The organism is Rhodothermales bacterium, from assembly GCA_041391505.1.
In the GTDB taxonomy this organism is placed as follows: Bacteria; Bacteroidota; Rhodothermia; order Rhodothermales; family JAHQVL01; genus JAWKNW01.
The window spans coordinates 1-17,743 of record JAWKNW010000039.1; the positions used below are offsets into that span (position 1 = coordinate 1).

General features: G+C 65.3%; 23 protein-coding genes. 11 read left to right on the forward strand and 12 right to left on the reverse strand.

Going from position 1 to position 17,743, the window contains the following annotated elements; all coding sequences use genetic code 11:
* Positions 1-106: 106 nt before the first annotated feature.
* Positions 107-304: a hypothetical protein gene (locus tag R2834_22885; protein ID MEZ4703192.1), complete on the reverse strand. Its 198-nt coding sequence runs from the start codon at positions 302-304 to the stop codon at positions 107-109.
* 137 nt (positions 305-441) lie between these two features.
* Positions 442-1,317 (reverse strand): PfkB family carbohydrate kinase, encoded by an 876-nt coding sequence (locus R2834_22890; protein ID MEZ4703193.1) that lies wholly within the window; start codon positions 1,315-1,317, stop codon positions 442-444.
* Between the two features lie 102 nt (positions 1,318-1,419).
* Here R2834_22890 and R2834_22895 point away from each other — a divergent pair, with 102 nt between their 5' ends.
* From R2834_22895 to R2834_22930, 8 genes are all read left to right on the forward strand, one after another.
* Positions 1,420-2,586 carry an MFS transporter gene (locus R2834_22895; protein ID MEZ4703194.1) on the forward strand — a complete coding sequence of 389 codons (1,167 nt, stop codon included), beginning with the start codon at positions 1,420-1,422 and terminating at the stop codon, positions 2,584-2,586.
* 151 nt (positions 2,587-2,737) lie between these two features.
* Positions 2,738-3,667, forward strand: coding sequence for an ATP-binding cassette domain-containing protein (locus tag R2834_22900; GenBank protein ID MEZ4703195.1), 930 nt, complete (start codon positions 2,738-2,740; stop codon positions 3,665-3,667).
* A gap of 36 nt (positions 3,668-3,703) precedes the next feature.
* Positions 3,704-4,411: an ABC transporter permease subunit gene (locus R2834_22905; GenBank protein ID MEZ4703196.1), complete on the forward strand. Its 708-nt coding sequence runs from the start codon at positions 3,704-3,706 to the stop codon at positions 4,409-4,411.
* 114 nt (positions 4,412-4,525) lie between these two features.
* Complete coding sequence (locus tag R2834_22910) at positions 4,526-5,515, forward strand: GldG family protein (protein MEZ4703197.1); 990 nt, start codon at positions 4,526-4,528, stop codon at positions 5,513-5,515.
* Positions 5,509-5,841: a hypothetical protein gene (locus R2834_22915; protein ID MEZ4703198.1), complete on the forward strand. Its 333-nt coding sequence runs from the start codon at positions 5,509-5,511 to the stop codon at positions 5,839-5,841. Before R2834_22910 ends, R2834_22915 begins: the two co-directional genes overlap by 7 nt.
* A gap of 255 nt (positions 5,842-6,096) precedes the next feature.
* Complete coding sequence (locus R2834_22920) at positions 6,097-6,309, forward strand: hypothetical protein (protein MEZ4703199.1); 213 nt, start codon at positions 6,097-6,099, stop codon at positions 6,307-6,309.
* A 213-nt stretch (positions 6,310-6,522) separates the two neighbouring features.
* Entirely contained in the window at positions 6,523-6,678 is a 156-nt protein-coding gene (locus tag R2834_22925; GenBank protein MEZ4703200.1) for a hypothetical protein, read from the forward strand.
* Positions 6,679-6,688: 10 nt separating this feature from the next.
* On the forward strand, positions 6,689-6,985 hold the full coding sequence (locus tag R2834_22930; GenBank protein ID MEZ4703201.1) for a hypothetical protein: 297 nt from the start codon (positions 6,689-6,691) through the stop codon (positions 6,983-6,985).
* A 37-nt stretch (positions 6,986-7,022) separates the two neighbouring features.
* On the opposite strand, the gene R2834_22935 is transcribed toward R2834_22930, so the two are convergent.
* From R2834_22935 to lptC, 8 genes are all read right to left on the reverse strand, one after another.
* A complete protein-coding gene (locus R2834_22935) occupies positions 7,023-7,715 on the reverse strand; it encodes an SIS domain-containing protein (GenBank protein ID MEZ4703202.1) in 693 nt (230 codons plus the stop codon).
* Positions 7,597-7,956, reverse strand: coding sequence for an SIS domain-containing protein (locus R2834_22940; GenBank protein MEZ4703203.1), 360 nt, complete (start codon positions 7,954-7,956; stop codon positions 7,597-7,599). Before R2834_22940 ends, R2834_22935 begins: the two co-directional genes overlap by 119 nt.
* Entirely contained in the window at positions 7,847-8,077 is a 231-nt protein-coding gene (locus tag R2834_22945; GenBank protein MEZ4703204.1) for a hypothetical protein, read from the reverse strand. The genes R2834_22940 and R2834_22945 overlap by 110 nt, the downstream gene beginning before the upstream one ends.
* Before the next feature lie 354 nt (positions 8,078-8,431).
* Entirely contained in the window at positions 8,432-8,611 is a 180-nt protein-coding gene (locus R2834_22950; GenBank protein MEZ4703205.1) for a hypothetical protein, read from the reverse strand.
* 377 nt (positions 8,612-8,988) lie between these two features.
* Positions 8,989-10,020 carry a 3-deoxy-7-phosphoheptulonate synthase gene (locus tag R2834_22955; GenBank protein MEZ4703206.1) on the reverse strand — a complete coding sequence of 344 codons (1,032 nt, stop codon included), beginning with the start codon at positions 10,018-10,020 and terminating at the stop codon, positions 8,989-8,991.
* A gap of 127 nt (positions 10,021-10,147) precedes the next feature.
* On the reverse strand, positions 10,148-10,915 hold the full coding sequence (gene lptB / locus R2834_22960; protein MEZ4703207.1) for an LPS export ABC transporter ATP-binding protein: 768 nt from the start codon (positions 10,913-10,915) through the stop codon (positions 10,148-10,150).
* A gap of 76 nt (positions 10,916-10,991) precedes the next feature.
* Complete coding sequence (locus tag R2834_22965) at positions 10,992-12,476, reverse strand: OstA-like protein (protein ID MEZ4703208.1); 1,485 nt, start codon at positions 12,474-12,476, stop codon at positions 10,992-10,994.
* 10 nt (positions 12,477-12,486) lie between these two features.
* The gene (gene lptC, locus R2834_22970; protein MEZ4703209.1) at positions 12,487-13,029 is read right to left on the reverse strand and encodes an LPS export ABC transporter periplasmic protein LptC; all 543 of its coding nucleotides are present in this window, start codon (positions 13,027-13,029) and stop codon (positions 12,487-12,489) included.
* A 265-nt stretch (positions 13,030-13,294) separates the two neighbouring features.
* Between lptC and R2834_22975 the strand changes: the two genes are divergently transcribed.
* The 3 genes from R2834_22975 to R2834_22985 all read left to right on the forward strand — a co-directional run bounded on the left by R2834_22975 (position 13,295) and on the right by R2834_22985 (position 15,281).
* Positions 13,295-13,654 (forward strand): STAS domain-containing protein, encoded by a 360-nt coding sequence (locus R2834_22975; GenBank protein ID MEZ4703210.1) that lies wholly within the window; start codon positions 13,295-13,297, stop codon positions 13,652-13,654.
* A 62-nt stretch (positions 13,655-13,716) separates the two neighbouring features.
* Positions 13,717-14,160, forward strand: a complete 444-nt coding sequence (locus tag R2834_22980; GenBank protein MEZ4703211.1) for an ATP-binding protein — start codon at positions 13,717-13,719, stop codon at positions 14,158-14,160.
* Positions 14,157-15,281 carry a SpoIIE family protein phosphatase gene (locus R2834_22985; GenBank protein ID MEZ4703212.1) on the forward strand — a complete coding sequence of 375 codons (1,125 nt, stop codon included), beginning with the start codon at positions 14,157-14,159 and terminating at the stop codon, positions 15,279-15,281. Before R2834_22980 ends, R2834_22985 begins: the two co-directional genes overlap by 4 nt.
* Positions 15,282-15,355: 74 nt before the next feature.
* Here the strand turns inward: R2834_22985 and menE are convergent, their stop codons facing one another.
* Together menE and R2834_22995 are read right to left on the reverse strand one after the other, a co-directional pair.
* A complete protein-coding gene (gene menE / locus R2834_22990; protein ID MEZ4703213.1) occupies positions 15,356-16,837 on the reverse strand; it encodes an o-succinylbenzoate--CoA ligase in 1,482 nt (493 codons plus the stop codon).
* Positions 16,830-17,741 (reverse strand): 1,4-dihydroxy-2-naphthoate polyprenyltransferase, encoded by a 912-nt coding sequence (locus R2834_22995; GenBank protein MEZ4703214.1) that lies wholly within the window; start codon positions 17,739-17,741, stop codon positions 16,830-16,832. Before R2834_22995 ends, menE begins: the two co-directional genes overlap by 8 nt.
* Positions 17,742-17,743 lie beyond the last annotated feature (2 nt).

Here is a 17,743-nt window from a genome sequence, read left to right on the forward strand (position 1 = left end):
CAGCGAGCCTCATCACCGCGAGCAAAGCGAGCCTCATCACCGCGAGCGCAGCGAGCCTCATCACCGCGAGCGCAGCGAGCCTCATCACCGCGAAGCAAAGCGAGCCTCACACTTCCGTCTTCTCGCTGTTAGCGGCGAGGGTGCGTTCGAGGAGCGTTTCGACGTAGCGCTTCCCATCTTCTACCGTCATGTAGGACCACTTGAGGGTCCAGCCCAGCTGCCGCCACTGTTGGTAATCCGGTATGTCCGAAAGCCGCTCGCCGAAGGAGATCGGAAACTTGCGGTATTTCACTTCACGTTGCATGACGCGTACTGTGCCTGGATGGAACGAACTGACTGCTTCCCGGGGGCAGCCGGCAAGTCCTAGCAGTATCGCAACCTTCCGGCAAGCCTATAGCGTTGTGACAGAATTGCCATCGTCGGGAGGAGCCGGCGGGGCGGCTAATGCCCGCCGAGGCGTCCGATGACCTCGCCGGCCCGCGCCGCGCCGGCGGCCCCTATCGCGGCAAGCGACGCGCCGCCGCCCTCCCCCATGCGTCCCCCCAGACGGACCAGTGCGGCGAGGGCGCCCGCCAGAAAGGCATCGCCGGCGCCCGTCGGGTCGATGCAGGCCGTCTGCGGTGCGGGGACGTGGACCGATTCCGAACCCGCCGTCAGCCAGGCCCCGCGCGCGCCATCCGTCAGGATCCGGAGGGCGAACGACGACGCCGGCGCGGCGCGCTGGATCCACGCCCACTCCGCCGGCCCCGACGCCAGGAGGTCGACGTCACCCAGGAAGGCGACGAGGCGTTCCTGGGCATCCGGCGGAATCCGGTCCAGTGGGATGTTCGGGTCGAACGATACCCATCCCCCGCCGGCGCGTACCCGCCGGGCGAGCGCGCCGGCCGTCGCCGCCGTGACCTCGCCCAGGAAGGCCGTGCCGTTGACGTGCAACACAGCATCGGGTGGATGCAGCGCGTCGGCCACGTCCTCCAGCGGCAGGGTCTGGTCCGCGCTCCGGCGGTTGACGATGTCGACGTCGCGCCGGCCGTTCGCGCCGTAGGCGATGAACGCGCGCCGCGTAGGCCGGTCGGGGTCCACGCCGAGGTAGCAGGTCGAAACGCCCCGGCGCTCCAGTTCTTCCCGAAGGAAGCGGCCGGCGGGATCGTTGCCCACGCGGCTCATCAGCACGGGTGCCACGCCGAGGGTCTGGAGACCCACCGCCACGTTGGCCGCCGCGCCGCCGGCGCACTGCCGGAACGTGCGCGTCTCGGCGAGGGGACGGCCCTCGACCCCGATGTAATCAACGATCACTTCACCCAGGCAACCGATCTTCATGTTCTTCACCGGAGTATACTGCCGATTTCCTGGCCGGCGCGCCGGTTATCCTCTTCCTGCAACGCGATAGTCGCCATGGGTGCCTCTTTGCCTCCTTCTACCTTGCTGACGGCTACGGCAGGATCCCCGCCGCCCTTCAGCCGCGTCGCGCCATATATCGGGGTGTTTTTTGTGCTGGGGCTGGCGCCGGCCGCGCTCGGCCCCACACTGCCCGCGCTCGCGGAGCAGACGGGCGTCACCCTGAAAAGCATCGGCTTCGTGTTTACGGCGCGCATGGTGGGGTATATGGTGATGACCTTTTTCATCGGCCGGCTGATCGACGGCCGCGCCGGCCATCCGCTCATCGGAGGCGCGCTGGGCACGATGGCGGCGATCATGCTGCTGGTGCCGCACATCCACTCGCTGCCGTTGCTGTTGCTGCTGCTCGTCTTCCACGGCTCGGCCAGCGCGACGGCGGATATCGGCACCAACACCCTGCTGCTCAGGACGTTTCGCGAAAAAGTGGGACCGTACCTGAACGGGCTCCATTTCTGCTTCGGCGCCGGCGCGTTTCTCGCCCCCATCCTCGTCGCCCAGGCCTTCCGCTTCACCGGTCACCCGCTGTTCGCCTACCTGGGCATCGGCGTACTCGCCATCCCGGTCGCGATATGGGTGATCCGCATCCCCAGCCCCGAGGTCACCGTCCGACCGCACGGACATGTCGAGGCGCGCCCCGACCTCCGGACGATGTCCATGCTGGTGTTCTTCTTCTTCATGTACGCCGGCATCGAAGCCGGCTTTTCGGGCTGGATCTACACCTACGCCATCGAGCGCGGCCTCGCCCGGGTAGATACCGCCGCGTACCTCAACTCGACGTTCTGGGGCGGACTGATGGTGGGCCGGCTGATGTCGGTCTACGTGTCGAGACGCTACCTTCCCCGCCAGATCCTGCGGGTGCACCTCATCTGGGCGATCGTGAGCATCGGCATGGTGGCGGCAAGCACCGTCCTGCCGGCGCTGATCTGGGTCGGGGCGCTGAACCTGGGCCTGGCGGCGTCGACCATTTTCCCCACCGCGCTCGCCTTCGCCGAGCGCAACATCCCGCTGAGCGGCAACATCACGAGCCGTTTTTATCTCGGCAGCAGCATCGGATCGATGACCTTGCCGCTCCTGACCGGCTTCCTGATCGACGCCGTGAGCCCGGAGGCCCTGACGATCATGGTCGGCGTGTGCGCCTTCGCAGCCCTGGCCGATATGCAGCTGATCATCGGAATGTGGAAGAAATCGTGAAGGCACCAAATGCCCACAATAGGGCCCGGCGGACGGTCGTTATCGCCATGCTGGCGACGCGCCCCCCGGCGCACTGTGTTTTATCAGGAAATCCGCTATTTTCCGGTCGCGGTCGTGGACCGCTCCACGTGCTGTACGAACACCCTGCATCATGATTGAGGTAAACGGACTCACCAAGACGTACGGATCCGAACGCGCGGTGAACGCGATATCGTTCGAGGTCCGTCAGGGAGAGGTGCTTGGCTTTCTCGGGCCGAACGGCGCGGGCAAGACCACGACGATGAAGGTCATCACGTGTTATCTCCCGCCTTCCGAAGGCACCGTCCTCGTGGACGGGCTCGACGTCCGCAAGGACGGTCTCGAAATCCGACGCAAGATCGGCTACCTCCCCGAGCACACGCCGCTATATCACGACATGCAGGTATACGACTACCTGTCGTTTGTCGCGGCGATGCGCGGCGTGCCGGCCGGCGACCGATCGAACCGCATCGCCCAGATGGCCGACGTATGCGGCCTGGGCTCCGTGCTCTCGAAAAAGATCGACGCCCTGTCCAAAGGCTACCGGCAACGGGTGGGCCTTGCCCAGGCGATGATCCACAACCCCCCCATCGTCATCCTCGACGAGCCGACGTCGGGCCTCGACCCCAACCAGATCGTCGAGATCCGGGAGCTCATCAAGGCCATCGGCACAGAGCGGACGGTCATCCTCTCCACCCACATCCTTTCGGAAGTGGAAGCCTCGTGCGATCGCGTGCTCATCATCAACAAGGGCTCGATCGAGGCGGACGGCACGCCGGACGAGCTGCGCACCATGTACCGCGGCGCGCAGCAGATCCGTTTCGGCCTCCAGCACGCCGGCGCGGACGTGGCCCCCGCCCTGGAAGCCTGGGCAAAGGCCCGCATCACGGGCCAGCTCGTTCAGGACGGCGAGACGCTCTTTACCCTGTCCACCGACCTCAAGGAAGACCTCCGGCCCGAACTCTTCCGCATGGCGGTAGACCGGGGCTGGACGCTCACCGAGCTGCACCGCAACCAGGCCAACCTGGAAGACATCTTCCGTCAGCTCACCACCACGGCCTGACGGCCGGCCGCCTCATCGTTTGTTGTCGCTACGATCATGCATGAAACCTGGACCCTGACGAAGCGCGAGTTGCACGCCTATTTCGACAGCCCGGCGGCGTACGTCGTGCTGAGCGTGTTTCTCCTGTTCACCGGCTGGTTCTTCAGCAACCCGCTGTTTATCGAAAACGTCGCGTCCCTGCGTACGTTGTTCGAGTTCGCCCCGTTCATCTTCCTCTTTTTCGTGCCGGCGATCACCATGTCGCTCTTCGCCGAGGAGCGCCGCGCCGGCACGCTCGAGCTGCTGCTCACGATGCCCATCCGCGACTGGCAGATCATCGTCGGCAAGCTGCTCGCCGCGACGGTGCTGCTCATGGCCGCCCTCGCGTTGACCTTCGTATACGCCATCACACTCTCCATCCTGGGCGACCTCGACTTCGGGGCCACTGCCGGCGGCTACCTCGGCCTCCTGCTCTTCGGGATGTCGTGCGCGTCGATCGGGCTCCTCGCGTCCAGCCTGACGCGGAATCAGATCGTGGCGTTCATCCTCGGATTCGCCATCATTTTCGTGCTGTACATGCTGGATAAGGTGACGCTGTTCGTCCCCCAGTCGCTCGCCGGCATATTCCAGTATCTCAGCCTGGATTACCACTACAAAAACCTGCTGCGCGGAGTCATCGACACGCGCGACATCCTGTACTACCTGTCGGTTACGGGATTCGCCTGTGTGCTGACGGCCTACAACCTGGCCCGCCGGCCCGAATGACCGCGTCGCCCCGGTCTGGCCGGGCGCCGTGCGTCGCGCCGCCAGACCGGGACGCTGCATGTACCTGCAACATCTCCGAGACGCAAGCTTTTGCATCTCGGCAAGGACAAACCCATGAAACGCGACTGGAATACCCGTACGGCCCTGCTCCTGATCGGCCTGATCCTGGTGGCGGTCAATCTGGTCGGCATGAACCTGTTCGGCCGGCTCGACCTCACCGACGACCGGGTCTACTCGTTGTCCGACGCCTCGATCGACATCGTCGAATCCCTGCCCGACCCGATCACGATCAAGGCGTTTTTCACCGACAACCTGCCGGCGCCCTATAGCGACAACCGCCGCTTCCTCAAGGATAAGCTCGACGACTACCGGGCCTACGGCGGCGCCAACGTACAATACGCGTTCGTCGATCCCGTGGACGATGAGGAGCTGCAACAGGAAGCCGCCCGCTACCGCATCCCGCCCGTCCAGATCCAGGTCTTCGAACAGGACAACGTCCAGTTCAAGAACGCCTATATGGGCGTGGCCATCCTCTACGGCAACAAGCGGGAAGTCATCCCCGTGTTCGAGGACCGCGCCACGCTCGAATACGACATCACGAGCGCCATCCGCCGGCTCACCCGGGACGCCCTGCCCTCCATCGGATTCCTGAGCGGACACGGCGAGCCCGCGCCGGCGCAAGCGATGCCGTCGTTCTATCAGCAGCTCGGGCGAAACTACGAGCGCAAGACGATCACCGTGGTCGATTCCACCGGCCGGCTCAGCGAGGCGCCCGACGCGCTGTTTATCGTCGCGCCCCGGGATTCGCTCCCCGAAGCCCACCTGCGCGCCATCGACACCTATCTGATGGAGGGCGGCCGGCTCGCCGTGCTCCTCAACCGCGTGGATGTGATCATCCAGGCCGGCCAGGCCTTCGAACACAACACGGCGCTCGAATCCCTGCTCGCCTCCTACGGCGTGGGGCTCCACACCGACCTCGTGATGGACGAGCAGAACGCCCCCATCTCGGTGCAGCGCCCGATGGGCTCTACACGGTCAGCCAGCAGATCCCGTATCCGTTCCTGCCCGTCGTCACGAATTTCAACGCCGGCAACAACATGGTGAACCGGATCGGCAGCGCCATGCTGTTCTTCGCGAGCACCGTGGACACCTCGCTGGCCCTGCCGCCCGGCGCGACGCGTGAGATCCTGGCGTCCAGCACCCAGCGAAGCCAGCTCCAGGAAGGCTTTTATGATCCAGCCGGCTTCCCGCCCGAGATGAACTTCTCCGACGGGCCGTTCCCGCTCGCGGCCGCCTACACGGGTCCTTCCCCAGCGCCTATGAGCCGGGCGTCCAGAGCGCCGGCACGCGCATCGTGCTGGTGGGCGACGGCGATTTCATCAACGAGTCGATCGTCGGCGCCGTGCCCGCAACATCAACCTGGGGCTTAACATGGCCGACTGGCTCGTCCAGGACGACGCGCCTCGCGATCCGGTCCAAGAGCAACGAACCGCGGGTCCTCCGCGAGACGTCGGAAGGCGCCCGCGCCTGGATCAAATACGGCAACATGCTCGCGCCCCTGCTCCTGCTGGTGGCTTCGGCCTCTTCCGCTGGCAGAAACGCCGTTCGAGGCAGATCGTGCTGGCGCCCTGAAGCGCCGCGCGACCGCCATCGACTCCACCAACCTCGCTTCCCGCACCGATCCCATGCAACAACGTCAACTCCTCTGGTTGCTCGGCGCCCTCGTCGTCCTCGTGGGGATTGCTTTTGCAACAGGCTCTTTCAACAAAAACGCCTCCACGCTCGACCTCCCGGCGCTGAAGATCCCCGGCAACGAACTGACGCGCATCGTCATCACGCGCGGCGGATCGCCGTTCGCCTTCGAAAACAGGAGGATGGATGGCAGGTCGTCGAGCTGATCGCCGGCAAGGCCGATAGCGCCCTCGTCGCCCAGCTCATCGCCAACCTCACCGCCATCGAGCTGGAGACCATCGTGTCGAACAACGAGGAACGGTATGCCGAATACGGCCTCGGCGAGGGGGAAAAGCAGGTGGACCTCATCTGGCCGAGCGGCGGCAAGACGATCCTGATCGGCGGCAACGGCCCCGATCTCCAGTCGTATTACCTGCGCATTGCCGGCGACCGCCGGGTGCACCTCACGAAGGGCCGCCCCCAACCTGCCGGACGACACCGACCGCTGGCGCGACAAAACCGTCCTGGCCATCCCGCGCGGCAACATCGAGAAGGTCGTCGTCTCGGGCCGGACGCCGGCTACGAACTCGCACTGACCGCCGAAGGATGGTCCATCTCCATCGACGGAGACGGCAGCGAACCGGCGGACTCGTCCGCGGTGATGGACTGGCTCTCCCGCTTCGCGCCCTCAAGGCCGCGGGCTTCATGCGCGGCACCACGGCCGCCGACATCAAGGCCAACGCCACGCATCAGGTCCACTTCAGCATTCCGGGCGCCGGCACCCAGACCCTCTGGATCGAGGCGCGCGAAACCGAACTCGCCGCCACGGCATCCGGCCAGGACACGGCCTACCGGCTCAACTTCAACCAGCTGAGCAGCTCACCCGCAAGCCGGCACCTTTGAGAACTAGCGCCGGGCTTCGCCGCGCGTCACTCCACCGTCACGCTCTTGGCCAGGTTTCGGGGCTGGTCGACGTTGCCGCGCAGGACGGCGATGTGGTAGGATAGCAGCTGCAGCGGAATCGACGCGAGGATCGGCGAGAGGAACGGCTCGGTCGGCGGGATGTGGATGACATGCTCGCACAGCTCGTCGAGTTCGTGATTGCCTCCTCGGTGATCGCGATGACCGAGCCCTGGCGGGCCACCACCTCCTCGATGTTGGAGATGACCTTGTCGTACGTCCCGTCTTTCAGGGCGATGAACACCACCGGCATTTGCCGGTCGATGAGCGCGATCGGCCCGTGTTTCATTTCCGCCGCCGGATATCCTTCCGCGTGGATGTACGAGATCTCCTTCAGCTTGAGCGCGCCTTCGAGCGCGACGGGGAAATTATAGCCGCGCCCGAGGCGCAAAAAGTTCGTCGCGTAGCGGTACGTGGCGCTGAGCGAGCGGATCTCCTCGTCGATCTTGAGCACCTCGCGGACCTGGTCCGGCAGGCCGGCCAGCGCCCGAGGTGATAGGCCATCGCCGCCGGCGTGAGCGTCCGCCCCTCCGCCAGTTTGAGCGCGATCATGCTCAGCACGAGCACCTGCGCGGTGAACGCCTTCGTCGACGCCACGCCGATTTCGCCCCGCATGGAGGTACACACCGGCGTCCGTCTCGCGCGCGATGGTCGAGCCGACCGCGTTGCAGATCCCGAGCACCGGGACGCCCTTCCGGGCTGCGCTCGCGCACGGCGGCCAGCGTATCGGCCGTCTCGCCGCTCTGCGAGATCACGAGCACGATGTCTCCCTGGCGCAGAATCGGGTCGCGGTAGCGCAATTCGCTAGCGTATTCGACTTCCACCGGGATGCGGCCAGCGCTTGATGAGGTATTCGCCCACGAGGCCGGCGTGCCACGACGTCCCGCACGCGCAGATGATGATGCGGTTCGCATCCCGCAGCGTATCCATCACATCGATCAGGCCGCCGAGCAGGATCCGGTTTTCATCCACGAGGACACGGCCGCGCATGCAGTTCTCGAGCGAGGCCGGCTGCTCCATAATCTCCTTCAGCATGAAATGCGGATAACCGCTCTTTTCAATCTCCTCGAGATCCCATTCCAGTGTGCACCTCCTTCTCCAGCGGCACGTTGAGGATAGTGCGCACCTGATAGCCGCCGCGGCGGACTTCCACCATCTCGCCGTCGTTCAGGTAGACGACCTGGCGCGTGTGCTCCACGATCGCGGAGGCGTCGGAAGCCAGAAAAACTCGCCATCCCCCACGCCCAGGATCAGCGGACTCCCCTTCCGGGCCGCCAGCAGCAAATCGGGATCGCTCTGGAGACGATGACGATGCCGTAGGTGCCGGCGAGCTGCGTGAGCGCCTGCTGCATCGCCTGCGGCAGCGGCAACCTGCCTGCGGATCGTCGATCAGATGCACCAGCGCCTCGGTGTCGGTCTGACTCGCACAAACGTATACCCCTGCCGCGTCAGGCGTTCGCGGATGGTCTGGTAGTTTTCGATGATGCCGTTGTGCGCCAGCGCGAAATCGCCGTCGGCCGAGACGTGCGGGTGCGCGTTGATGTCGCTCGGGAAGCCGGCGTCGCCCAGCGTGTGGCCCGATGCCCAGCGTCCCGTTCATCCCGCCGGCGTTCAGCGAACCCGTCAGGTCGCTCACCTTCCCCTTCTTCTTCCGAACCGTCAGCACATCCTCGACGGTGGCGATGCCCGCCGAATCGTAGCCTCGGTATTCGAGACGCTGAAGACCTTGAACGAGAATGGGCTGGGCCTGACGATGCCCGATATATCCGACAATGCCGCACATAAGCGCTGGAAATCTAGGGTGAGATGAAATGCGGGGAGACGCACCGGAGGCGCCCCGATCACGGATCGTGCCGAACGGATGGGCGACGCGTCGGAGAAACGCGGAAGGCGCGTCGGGAGGTGGCTGCCGGCCCGATTCCCAACGCCGCCCCGATAGCGAGGTTTCAGCGGCCGGCGGGCGAGGCGACCGTCCGCCCCACGGCTTCCGCGATGAGCCGGATCTGCTGCATGAGTTCGACGAACTGCTCGAAAAAGAGCGCCTGGGGACCGTCGCGCAGCGCCGATTGCGGGTCGGGGTGGATGTCGATCAAGACCCCGTGCGCGCCGGCGGCGACGGCCGCGCGCGCCATCGGCGTCACCTTGTTGCGGAGCCCGATGCCGTGGCTCGGATCGGCGAGGACGGGAAGGTGGCTCTTGGACTGCACCACAGGGATCGAGGACAGATCGAGCGTATGCCGCGTGTACGGCTCGAACGTCCGGATGCCGCCCTCGCAGAGCATGACGCGGGCGTTGTTCTGGGTCAAGATTTTTTCAGCCCCCATCAGCCAGTCCTCGATCCGGGCGGCGAGGCCGCGCTGCAGGATCACCGGCTTGCCGGTCCGCGCCACCTCCGACAGCAGCACGTCGTTCTGCATGCCCTGCGCCGCCACGAGGAAAATGTCCGCCGCGTCGGCGGCCTTTTCGACCAGCGCCTGGTCGGCCACCTCGAGCACGAGGCTGAGGCCATGCCGGCTTGCGATGGCGCGGATTAGATCGACCCGATCGTCCGCCGGCCACTGCGGCGTGTGCGCGGCCTTCTTCGGGCGCAACAGACTCGTCCGCAGAAACCGCACGCCCTCCGACACCAGCAGGGTGGCCACCTGCTCCAGTTGTTCCTCCGACTCGAACACCCGCGGTCCGGCCATCACCGCGACCCGGTCGCTCCCGATCGGAATGCCGTTCACCTCGATTACCGTATCGCTGCGCCGCCAGGTCCGGCTGGCGATCTTGTAGGGATCGGTGACCCGATACACCTCGGCCACCCCCTCCAGCACCTGCACCTGACGCAGATCGAAATCAGGCCGCACACCGATCGCGCCCAGCACCGTCTGATGCACGCCGCTCGATCGATGCACATCGAACCCGAACCGACTCAGCCGCCCGATGACGGCCTCGATCAGCTCCTCTTCCACACCGGCTTGCATGACTACGACCATGGGGGAAACGGATTTGAGATTGAAGATTAAAGATCAAGGATCAAGGATGGAAGCCATGCCGTGTTCGGGTACCGGATGTTTGATCGCCAAAACATCCCTTAAACCATGAACCTTAAACCTTGAACCCCTACTTGTACCGCTCCAGGGTAAACTTCTCGCCAAGATAGCGTTTTCGCACTTCTTCGTCGCTCGCGAGGGCCTCGGCGGTGCCCTGTTTCAGAATGCGGCCTTCGTAGAGCAGGTAGGCGCGGTCGGTGATCGCCAGGGTCTCGTGGACGTTGTGGTCGGTGATCAGCACCCCGATCCCGCGGTCCTTCAGGCCGGCGACGATCGACTGGATGTCCTCCACCGCGATCGGGTCGACGCCGGCGAAGGGCTCATCCAGCAAAAAAAAGCGCGGATCGGACGCCAGGGCGCGCGCGATCTCGGTGCGCCGGCGCTCTCCGCCCGACAGCATGTAGCCCTTCGACTTGCGCACCCGTTCGAGCCCGAACTCCTCGATCAGGCTGTCCACGCGGTACGCCCGCGCCTTCCGGTCGAGCGACTGGAATTCCAGCACCGCGTGCAGGTTGCCCTCCACGCTGAGATGGCTGAAGATCGACGCTTCCTGCGCCAGATAGCCAATCCCGTAGCGCGCCCGCTTGTACATCGGCACCCGCGAAATATCCCGGTCGCCGAGCAGGATCTGGCCGGCGTGCGGCTTCACCATCCCGACGATCATGTAGAACGTCGTCGTCTTGCCCGCCCCGTTCGGCCCCAGCAGCCCGACGATCTCGCCCTGCGCCACATCGAGGCTCACGCCGGAGACCACCTCCCGCTTCTTGTAGCGGCGGACCAGGTTGCGCGCCCGGAGAACGAGCGTGCCGGCGGATGCCATGTGTGTTGCTTCTTCCATTTTCCCGTCATCCTGAGCCGCCGCGATCCCATCGCGGCGCGTCGAAGGACCTTATTTTAACGGACGCTGCACCCTGTCACGGTTCGTCGCGCTCACCGGCCGCGGCGCGGAACGCGTCGAGCCGCGTCTTGCGCTCCGGATCGAGCAGCCGTTCCATCGCCGGCCGGCGTTCGGGCTGCCAGCGGAAGCCCTGCAGCTCGAACGGAGAGGGAATCAACGCAACGGGATACATCACGTTCTGCGTTCCGGACAATGCCTTGAATAATTTCAGCTCATTGTTGGCAAACTGAAGCAAAATCGTATCGCCCGACGCGCGGACCGCGCCATCGACCCCGCCGGTGTCGTTGCTGCGGTAGTAGATCGCCTCGGCCTGGGGCCAGACCCTCAGGCTCTGGAGGGAATCCTCCCGAAACAGCCCCATCAGGTTTTCGCCGCGCAACTGGTGGATGCGCTCGATCGTCGTATCCTCCTGCGCGGCAAAGGCGTTGCCCCGCACGAGGAGGGAATCGATGGAGCCGGCGGTCGCCGTGGCCCGCAGGCTGTCGCCCGTGATCTGGTAGAACTGGTACCAGGCCATCGGCTCCTCGTAGAACCGGTTCGACTCGCGCAAGGGCCTCCCTTCCAGCGCGATCCGGTCGTACACCGACGAATCCGCCACCGCCGCGAACTTGCGCTGCCATACCCGGACGGAATCCACGGCGATCAGACGCTGGAGCGAGTCTTTCCGGAACACATCCAGCCGCGTGGCGCGCATCAGCAGCGTGTCCGTGTCGACGCCCGTCGAATCCCGCCGGAACTGGGCAAGCAGGGCGTCGCCGACGATGTTGCTGATCCCGTTCCGGTTGTCGTTGAAGGCGTAGTCGCCGAAAAGGTAGGACTGCGAGAGGGAATCGGATTCGGACACGCCCTCGCCTCCGCCGATGCGCTGCACGAAGACGCGCCCACGCCCGATGGAGATTTCGGTCTCCCGGAAATAGGTGACGGAGTCGGCCTCGAGGTGGGTCCGATCTTCGTCCAGCACCACGTCGTGATAAAACTCGGCGCGTTTCTCGTCCGAGAAGTATTCGCCGCCCTTGCTGCGAAGCACGGTGAGGCTGTCCACCAGCCGCACGTCGCGGTCGAACACCGTGCGCTTTTCGTTCGCGTAGTACCAGGCAGACGGCGCGTAGACGTCGACATCGCCATCGGTGAGCCAGACGTTGCCGGTGGCGCGCCCTTCCTTGATGCGGGTGTTGTAGACTATGCTGTCCGCCCTCAGCGAGTCGCCGCGTTCGACGATCATCACGCGTCCGGTGAGGACCACCCGGTCCCGTTCCAGATAGCGGATGACCCGATTGGCCCAGAGGCGGGTGCTGTCCTGGACGAGCCGCACATGGCCTTCGAGGATCTGCACCGGGTCGTCGCCGACGTTGCCGCGCGAGAGGCGGTCGGTGTTGAGGATCTGGACCTGTTTCTCCGTGGAATCGCGCGGCGTAAGGCCCTGCGCCCGCGCGCCGGCCCCGCCGGCTGCCCCCCAGAGCGCCGCCGTCGCGATCGTTGCCAGTATCCAGTGCAGCCTCATGACGTGGCGTCTATTGCTCCTCGACCAGTACCTGCCCCGTAACCCGCGACAGCGTGTAATGCTCCAGATCCTCGTCCGCGTCCAGCTCGTATCCCTGGACCTGCTCTTTCGGGGTGGTGATGCGGACGAAGCCCGGCGTCGTGACCTTGCGGTCGGTCTCGTCCCACACGAGATGCTCGGTTTCCAGCCGCTTGTTGTCGTAGGTGTCCACGATCACGTTGCCGCGCGACTCGAACCGGCGCTCCGTCTCGTAATAATAGAGGATGTCCGCCACGAGCACGGCCGAGGAGTCGCCGGCCTCGTCGAACAAAAACGCCGTGACGCGCTCCTCCGGGGCCGACTCGTCCGTGCGCAGCAGCAGGTAGGTGCTGTCCGCCTGTTCGATCTTCGCCATGTAGCCGGCGAGGATGGTCACGCGCGGCCGCTCCCCTTCCGCCACGCTGAATCGGGCCCCCCAACTTTCCTGCGCCGGACGCTGATCCAGCTGAATTTCTTCCCGCGTCGGCACCTCGCTCCCTACGGGGCGGCAGCCGGCCGTAACGAAATACACCATGAGCACGGCAAGGGCCGGAACGCTTGCGTAAGAGACTGGTTGTATGGGCACGTTCCGTTTCATTCTGATGGCGGAGCATCGGGCATATCGATCTCCCGATCATCTTCTCTTCTTCCCCTGCACGTCCAGTCCCCTCCGGTCAACGATACTGTTTCGCTTGAACGCGAGAGGTGCGAAAAGGGTTTTACTTTTCATAGCGCGAGCCGATACCCAGTGAGACCTCTTACGCTCTAGGTAACGGTATATCTTCTTAACTGAGACGCACATGAGCTTTAAAATCGAGCCTCATGACCAGGAAACGGCGGTCGTAACCGTTGGCAAAACGCTCGACTTTCGTAACGCCGAGGCCTTCAAAACTGCCTGCCAGGAACATGTGGATGCGGGGAAACACAACTTCATCCTCGACTTCACGGACACCGGCATCCTCGACTCGACGGGTCTGGGATCGATCTTCTCCCTGTATCGGAAGGTCTCGCCGCTGAACGGCCAGGTCGTTTTCGCTTCGATCTCCCGCCCCGTGCAGGTGGTCGTTCAACTGACCCGCACGTATAAGGTTTTTCGTCAATTTCCGACGGTCGAGGATGCGCTCGAAGCGCTTCAGCAGGGCATTCCCTCGCATCGGTAGTTGACGCGGTCGGTTTCGTAGAACCGAACACCTTGTGCCCCGGGTTATCTATGTACAATACGATGCACTATTTCACGGACCTGGATACCCTCGTCGATGATGTGCATGGCCTCTTTGAGCGCTGGGAAGAACAGTACTCAACGTGCGAGCCGTTCTCACTGGATACGCTGATGGCCGCCAAGCTGGCCATCCACGAGTGGGTTGCAAATCTGAAGCGTCACGCGACATTCGCCGTACCTGACCCCCGCGTGGGGTTGTGCGTTTCCCCGAGCGCCGACGGCCTCGCCTGTGTCGTGGAGGACAACTCCGTAGGATTCGACCTCGACGGGTACTTCAAAAAACACGGCTCAATCACCCAGGTCCTTCCAGAAAGTGGCATGGGATTGCATTGGATCAAGTCATTCGCGAACAATCTGCGCTACCAGCGGGCCCCGAGCGGCTGCCAGCAGCTGGCGTTTTTTGTACCGGACAATAACGATCCCTCTCTGGACATCCTGTTTTCATGAGCGATTATTCGATCCTGGTCGTTGAAGACGAAGAGATCCTGCGCAGACTCCTCGAAATTCGCCTCAGCAAGCTGTACACCGTACGCACGGCGGAGAATGGAGAAGATGCCCTGGCGAAGGTGGCTGAAAACACGCCGGACCTGATCATCTCGGACATCATGATGCCCAAGATGGACGGATTCCAGCTGCAGCAAACCCTCCAGGAGCAGCAGAGCACGCGCGCGATCCCGTTCATCTTCCTTACGGCAAAAGCCGACGACAACAGCCGGCTCAAAGGCCTGCGCATGGGGATCGACGACTATATCACGAAGCCGTTCGACCTCGACCAGCTCCTCTCCCGGATCGAGCGCCTGCTCGAACGGACGCGGCTCTTCCAGACCCAGCTCGACGCGCGCATCGGCCAGGACTTCTCCAACAAGCTGATGCCCAAGCGGCTGCCTGAAGTGGATGGCTATGCCGTCAGCTACTTCAACCGGCCCCGCGAGCACGGCGGCGGCGACCTCTTCGACTGGACGGAGGCATCCCCCGGCGTCTACTTCTTTACCATCGGCGACGTCATGGGGAAAGGGCTTCAGGCGAAATTCTACGCCTTCAGCTTCCTCAGCTATATCCGCGGCACGCTCTACGCGATGCTCAAGACGACCCAATCGCCGGCCGACCTCATCCGTCGCGTCAACCAGATCATCATGGAAGACGAGATGATGGAGGACACCTTCGCCTCGCTCCTGCTGATGCGCTGGGAGCCGGCGAAAAACGAGATTACCTACACCAATGCCGGCCACTGCCGCCCCGTCCTCGTCTCACCGGACAAGACGGAGGTGGTCCCGTACAGCGACGTCATCCTCGGGCTGGACAAATACGCGGAATTTGTCGACACCACGATCAAGATGCCCGCCGGCGCCTCGATCGTTACGTATACCGACGGCCTGCTCGAGCAACGCCTCGCCTCCGGCGAGATGCTCGGCGAGGAAGGCATCGCCCGCCTTTCCGCCAGCGCCATGAACGATACGGACCCGATCGCCGGCATGCTCCGCCGCATCCTCGAACAGAGCAAGGAGCCGACCTTCGCCGACGATATCCTCGTCTTCTGGCTCAACCGCCTCGTCGAGCAGCACGCGTGATCGTGTGAGCGGGACGTCTGGATGGTTCAAGGCGGTAGATTCAAGGTTCAAGTCACAGGCAACCAGGCCGCCACTCAACCAGGCCCCTCCTCAAGAGGAGGGGCGGATCCCGAAGACGCAACGCGTCGTCGGGACGGGGAGGTCCGCAACGTGGAGGCCGCCCGCTCCGCAAACCACGGCCGCGGCGGCTTCAATCCCGCCGGCGCATCCGCCGGCCACGGCGCGATCCCGACCGGCAGCTTGAACCGTGGCAACCCCTCCGCCAGCTGACGCAGCAGCGCGTCCTCCCCACCGTACGCCGGTCCGGTCTCCACAAACGCGAACGGCCGTTGGCCGTAGACGGCATCCGGCACCGGCACCACCAGCGCCCGCAGCACGCCGGCGCACCGCACCAGCGCCTGCTCGATTTCCTCCGGCTGGATGTTTTCGCCCCCTGAGATAAAGAGGTTATCGCGCCGGCCGCGCACATGGAGCAGCCCCTGTTCGTCGAGCCGCCCGAGGTCCCCCGTCGCATACCACCCCGCCTCGTCGAACGGCTGCTGCAGCCCGTCCGCCGTCAGATAGCCGGCGAAAAGTGTCTTCCCGCGGACGTGGATCTCGCCGGCCCCGTCGATCCGCAGCTCGCGATAGGGCAGCAACGCGCCCGAAGAGCGCAGCTCGGCCAGTCCGGCCCCTGCCCGCGTCGTCGTCACCTGAGAGCCCATTTCGGTCAGTCCGTATGTCGTATGGATCGGCCAGCCCCGCTCCAGTGCCCGTTCCAGCAAACCCGACGGCACCTGGCTGCCGCCCAGCAACACTGCCCGCAGCGCGCCCGGCATCACGCCGGCGTCGAGGAGCCGTATCAACTGCGCGGGCACGAGCGAGAGGTGGGTGATGTCCCCCTGCCCGAGGCGTTCCTCCAGCGGGGTGGACGAGGGCAACACGCCGAGCGACGATCCGGCGAGAAAGGTCCGGAACAGCACCCCGATGCCCGAGACGTGGTACAGCGGCAGCGCCAGCAGCCACCGGTCGCCGGCGCCGAGGGGCATGTTCTGCGAGGCCCCGAGGGCGTTGAAGTAGAGCTGTCCGAAACGGAGCAGCGCGGCGCGGGGCCGGCCGGTGCTGCCAGAGGTGAACAGCGCGGCCGCCGGCGCATCCAGATCGAACGCCGCCGGTCGCTCCTCCCCGTCATCGGACGCGAAGGCGTCGCCGGCGCGCCACGGTATCGGCCGCGCGCCGGCGCGGGTCGTCCCATCCGCCGCCAGCAGGAAACCGATGCCCAGTTCGTCGATCCGCGCGTCGATCGCCGCGGCCGGAAGCCGGTCGCTCAGGGGGCACACGACCGCCCGCCGGCGCATCGCCGCCCAGAACGCGGCGATGGCGTGCCGGTCCGCCGGCCCGATCGTCGCCACCCGATCTCCCGCGCCAACCCCCTCCGCCGCCATCGCCGCTTCCACGCCGGCGATCATCCGATCCAGGGCCCGATACGACAGCGTCCCCGCGGCGTCGACGAGCGCGGGCGCCTCCGGCGTCGCACGGCCCCGCTCGGCTATCGGACAGGGCAGCGCATCATACATTCCATCCCACCGCGAACACGATGCTGTAGAGGAGCAGCAGCCTCGCGGTGGCGCCCAGCATCGGGTTGAGGATGGCCGGGGCGCGCTCGCGTCCGAGCCGGCCCACCATCGGCAGGCCGGCCAGCGCCACCGCCGAACAGAGCAGCACGGGCCAGTGCCCCCCGGTCGCCACCGCCAGCCAGATCGGGATCAGCGCGGCCGCGACGAGGCACACGCCGTACAGTCCGACCCCGAAACGGCGCCCAAGCCGCACGACGAGGGTGCGCTTCGCAGCCAGTCGGTCCTCTTCCACATCGCGGACGTTATTCACCAGCAGGATCGCCACCGCCAGCAAGCCCGGCGCGAGGCCGGCCTGGAGCACCAGCGGGTCGATGGCAAGCGCCTGGACGTAATACGTCCCGCCCACGGCGACCGGGCCGAAAAAGATCAGCACGAACAGATCCCCCAGCCCCAGGTACGCGAGCGAATAGCGGCCGGCGGTGTAAAGAATCCCCGAAACCACCGACGCGACCCCGATGATCACCACCGGCAAGCCCCCCCGCCACATCAGGTAACCGCCGGCGACGACGGCAAACACGAAGGTCAGGTACGCCGCGAGCCGGATGGCCTCGGGGCGGACCAGGCCGGCCTGGGTGACGCGGACGGGGCCCTTACGGGCTTCGGTGTCCGCGCCCTTCAGGAAGTCGGCGTAGTCGTTGTAGAGGTTCGTGCCGATCTGGATGCAGATCGCGCCCACCAGCGCCAGCACGGCCGACACGGGGTGGAAGACGCCGGCCTCGAACGCCATCGCCGTCCCCATCAGCACCGGGGCCAGCGCCGCCCACAGCGTTTTGGGGCGCACGGCCGCCCACCAGATGGCGAACCGGGACATCGCGGCCGGCTGCGCGGAGGGGATCGTGTTCATGG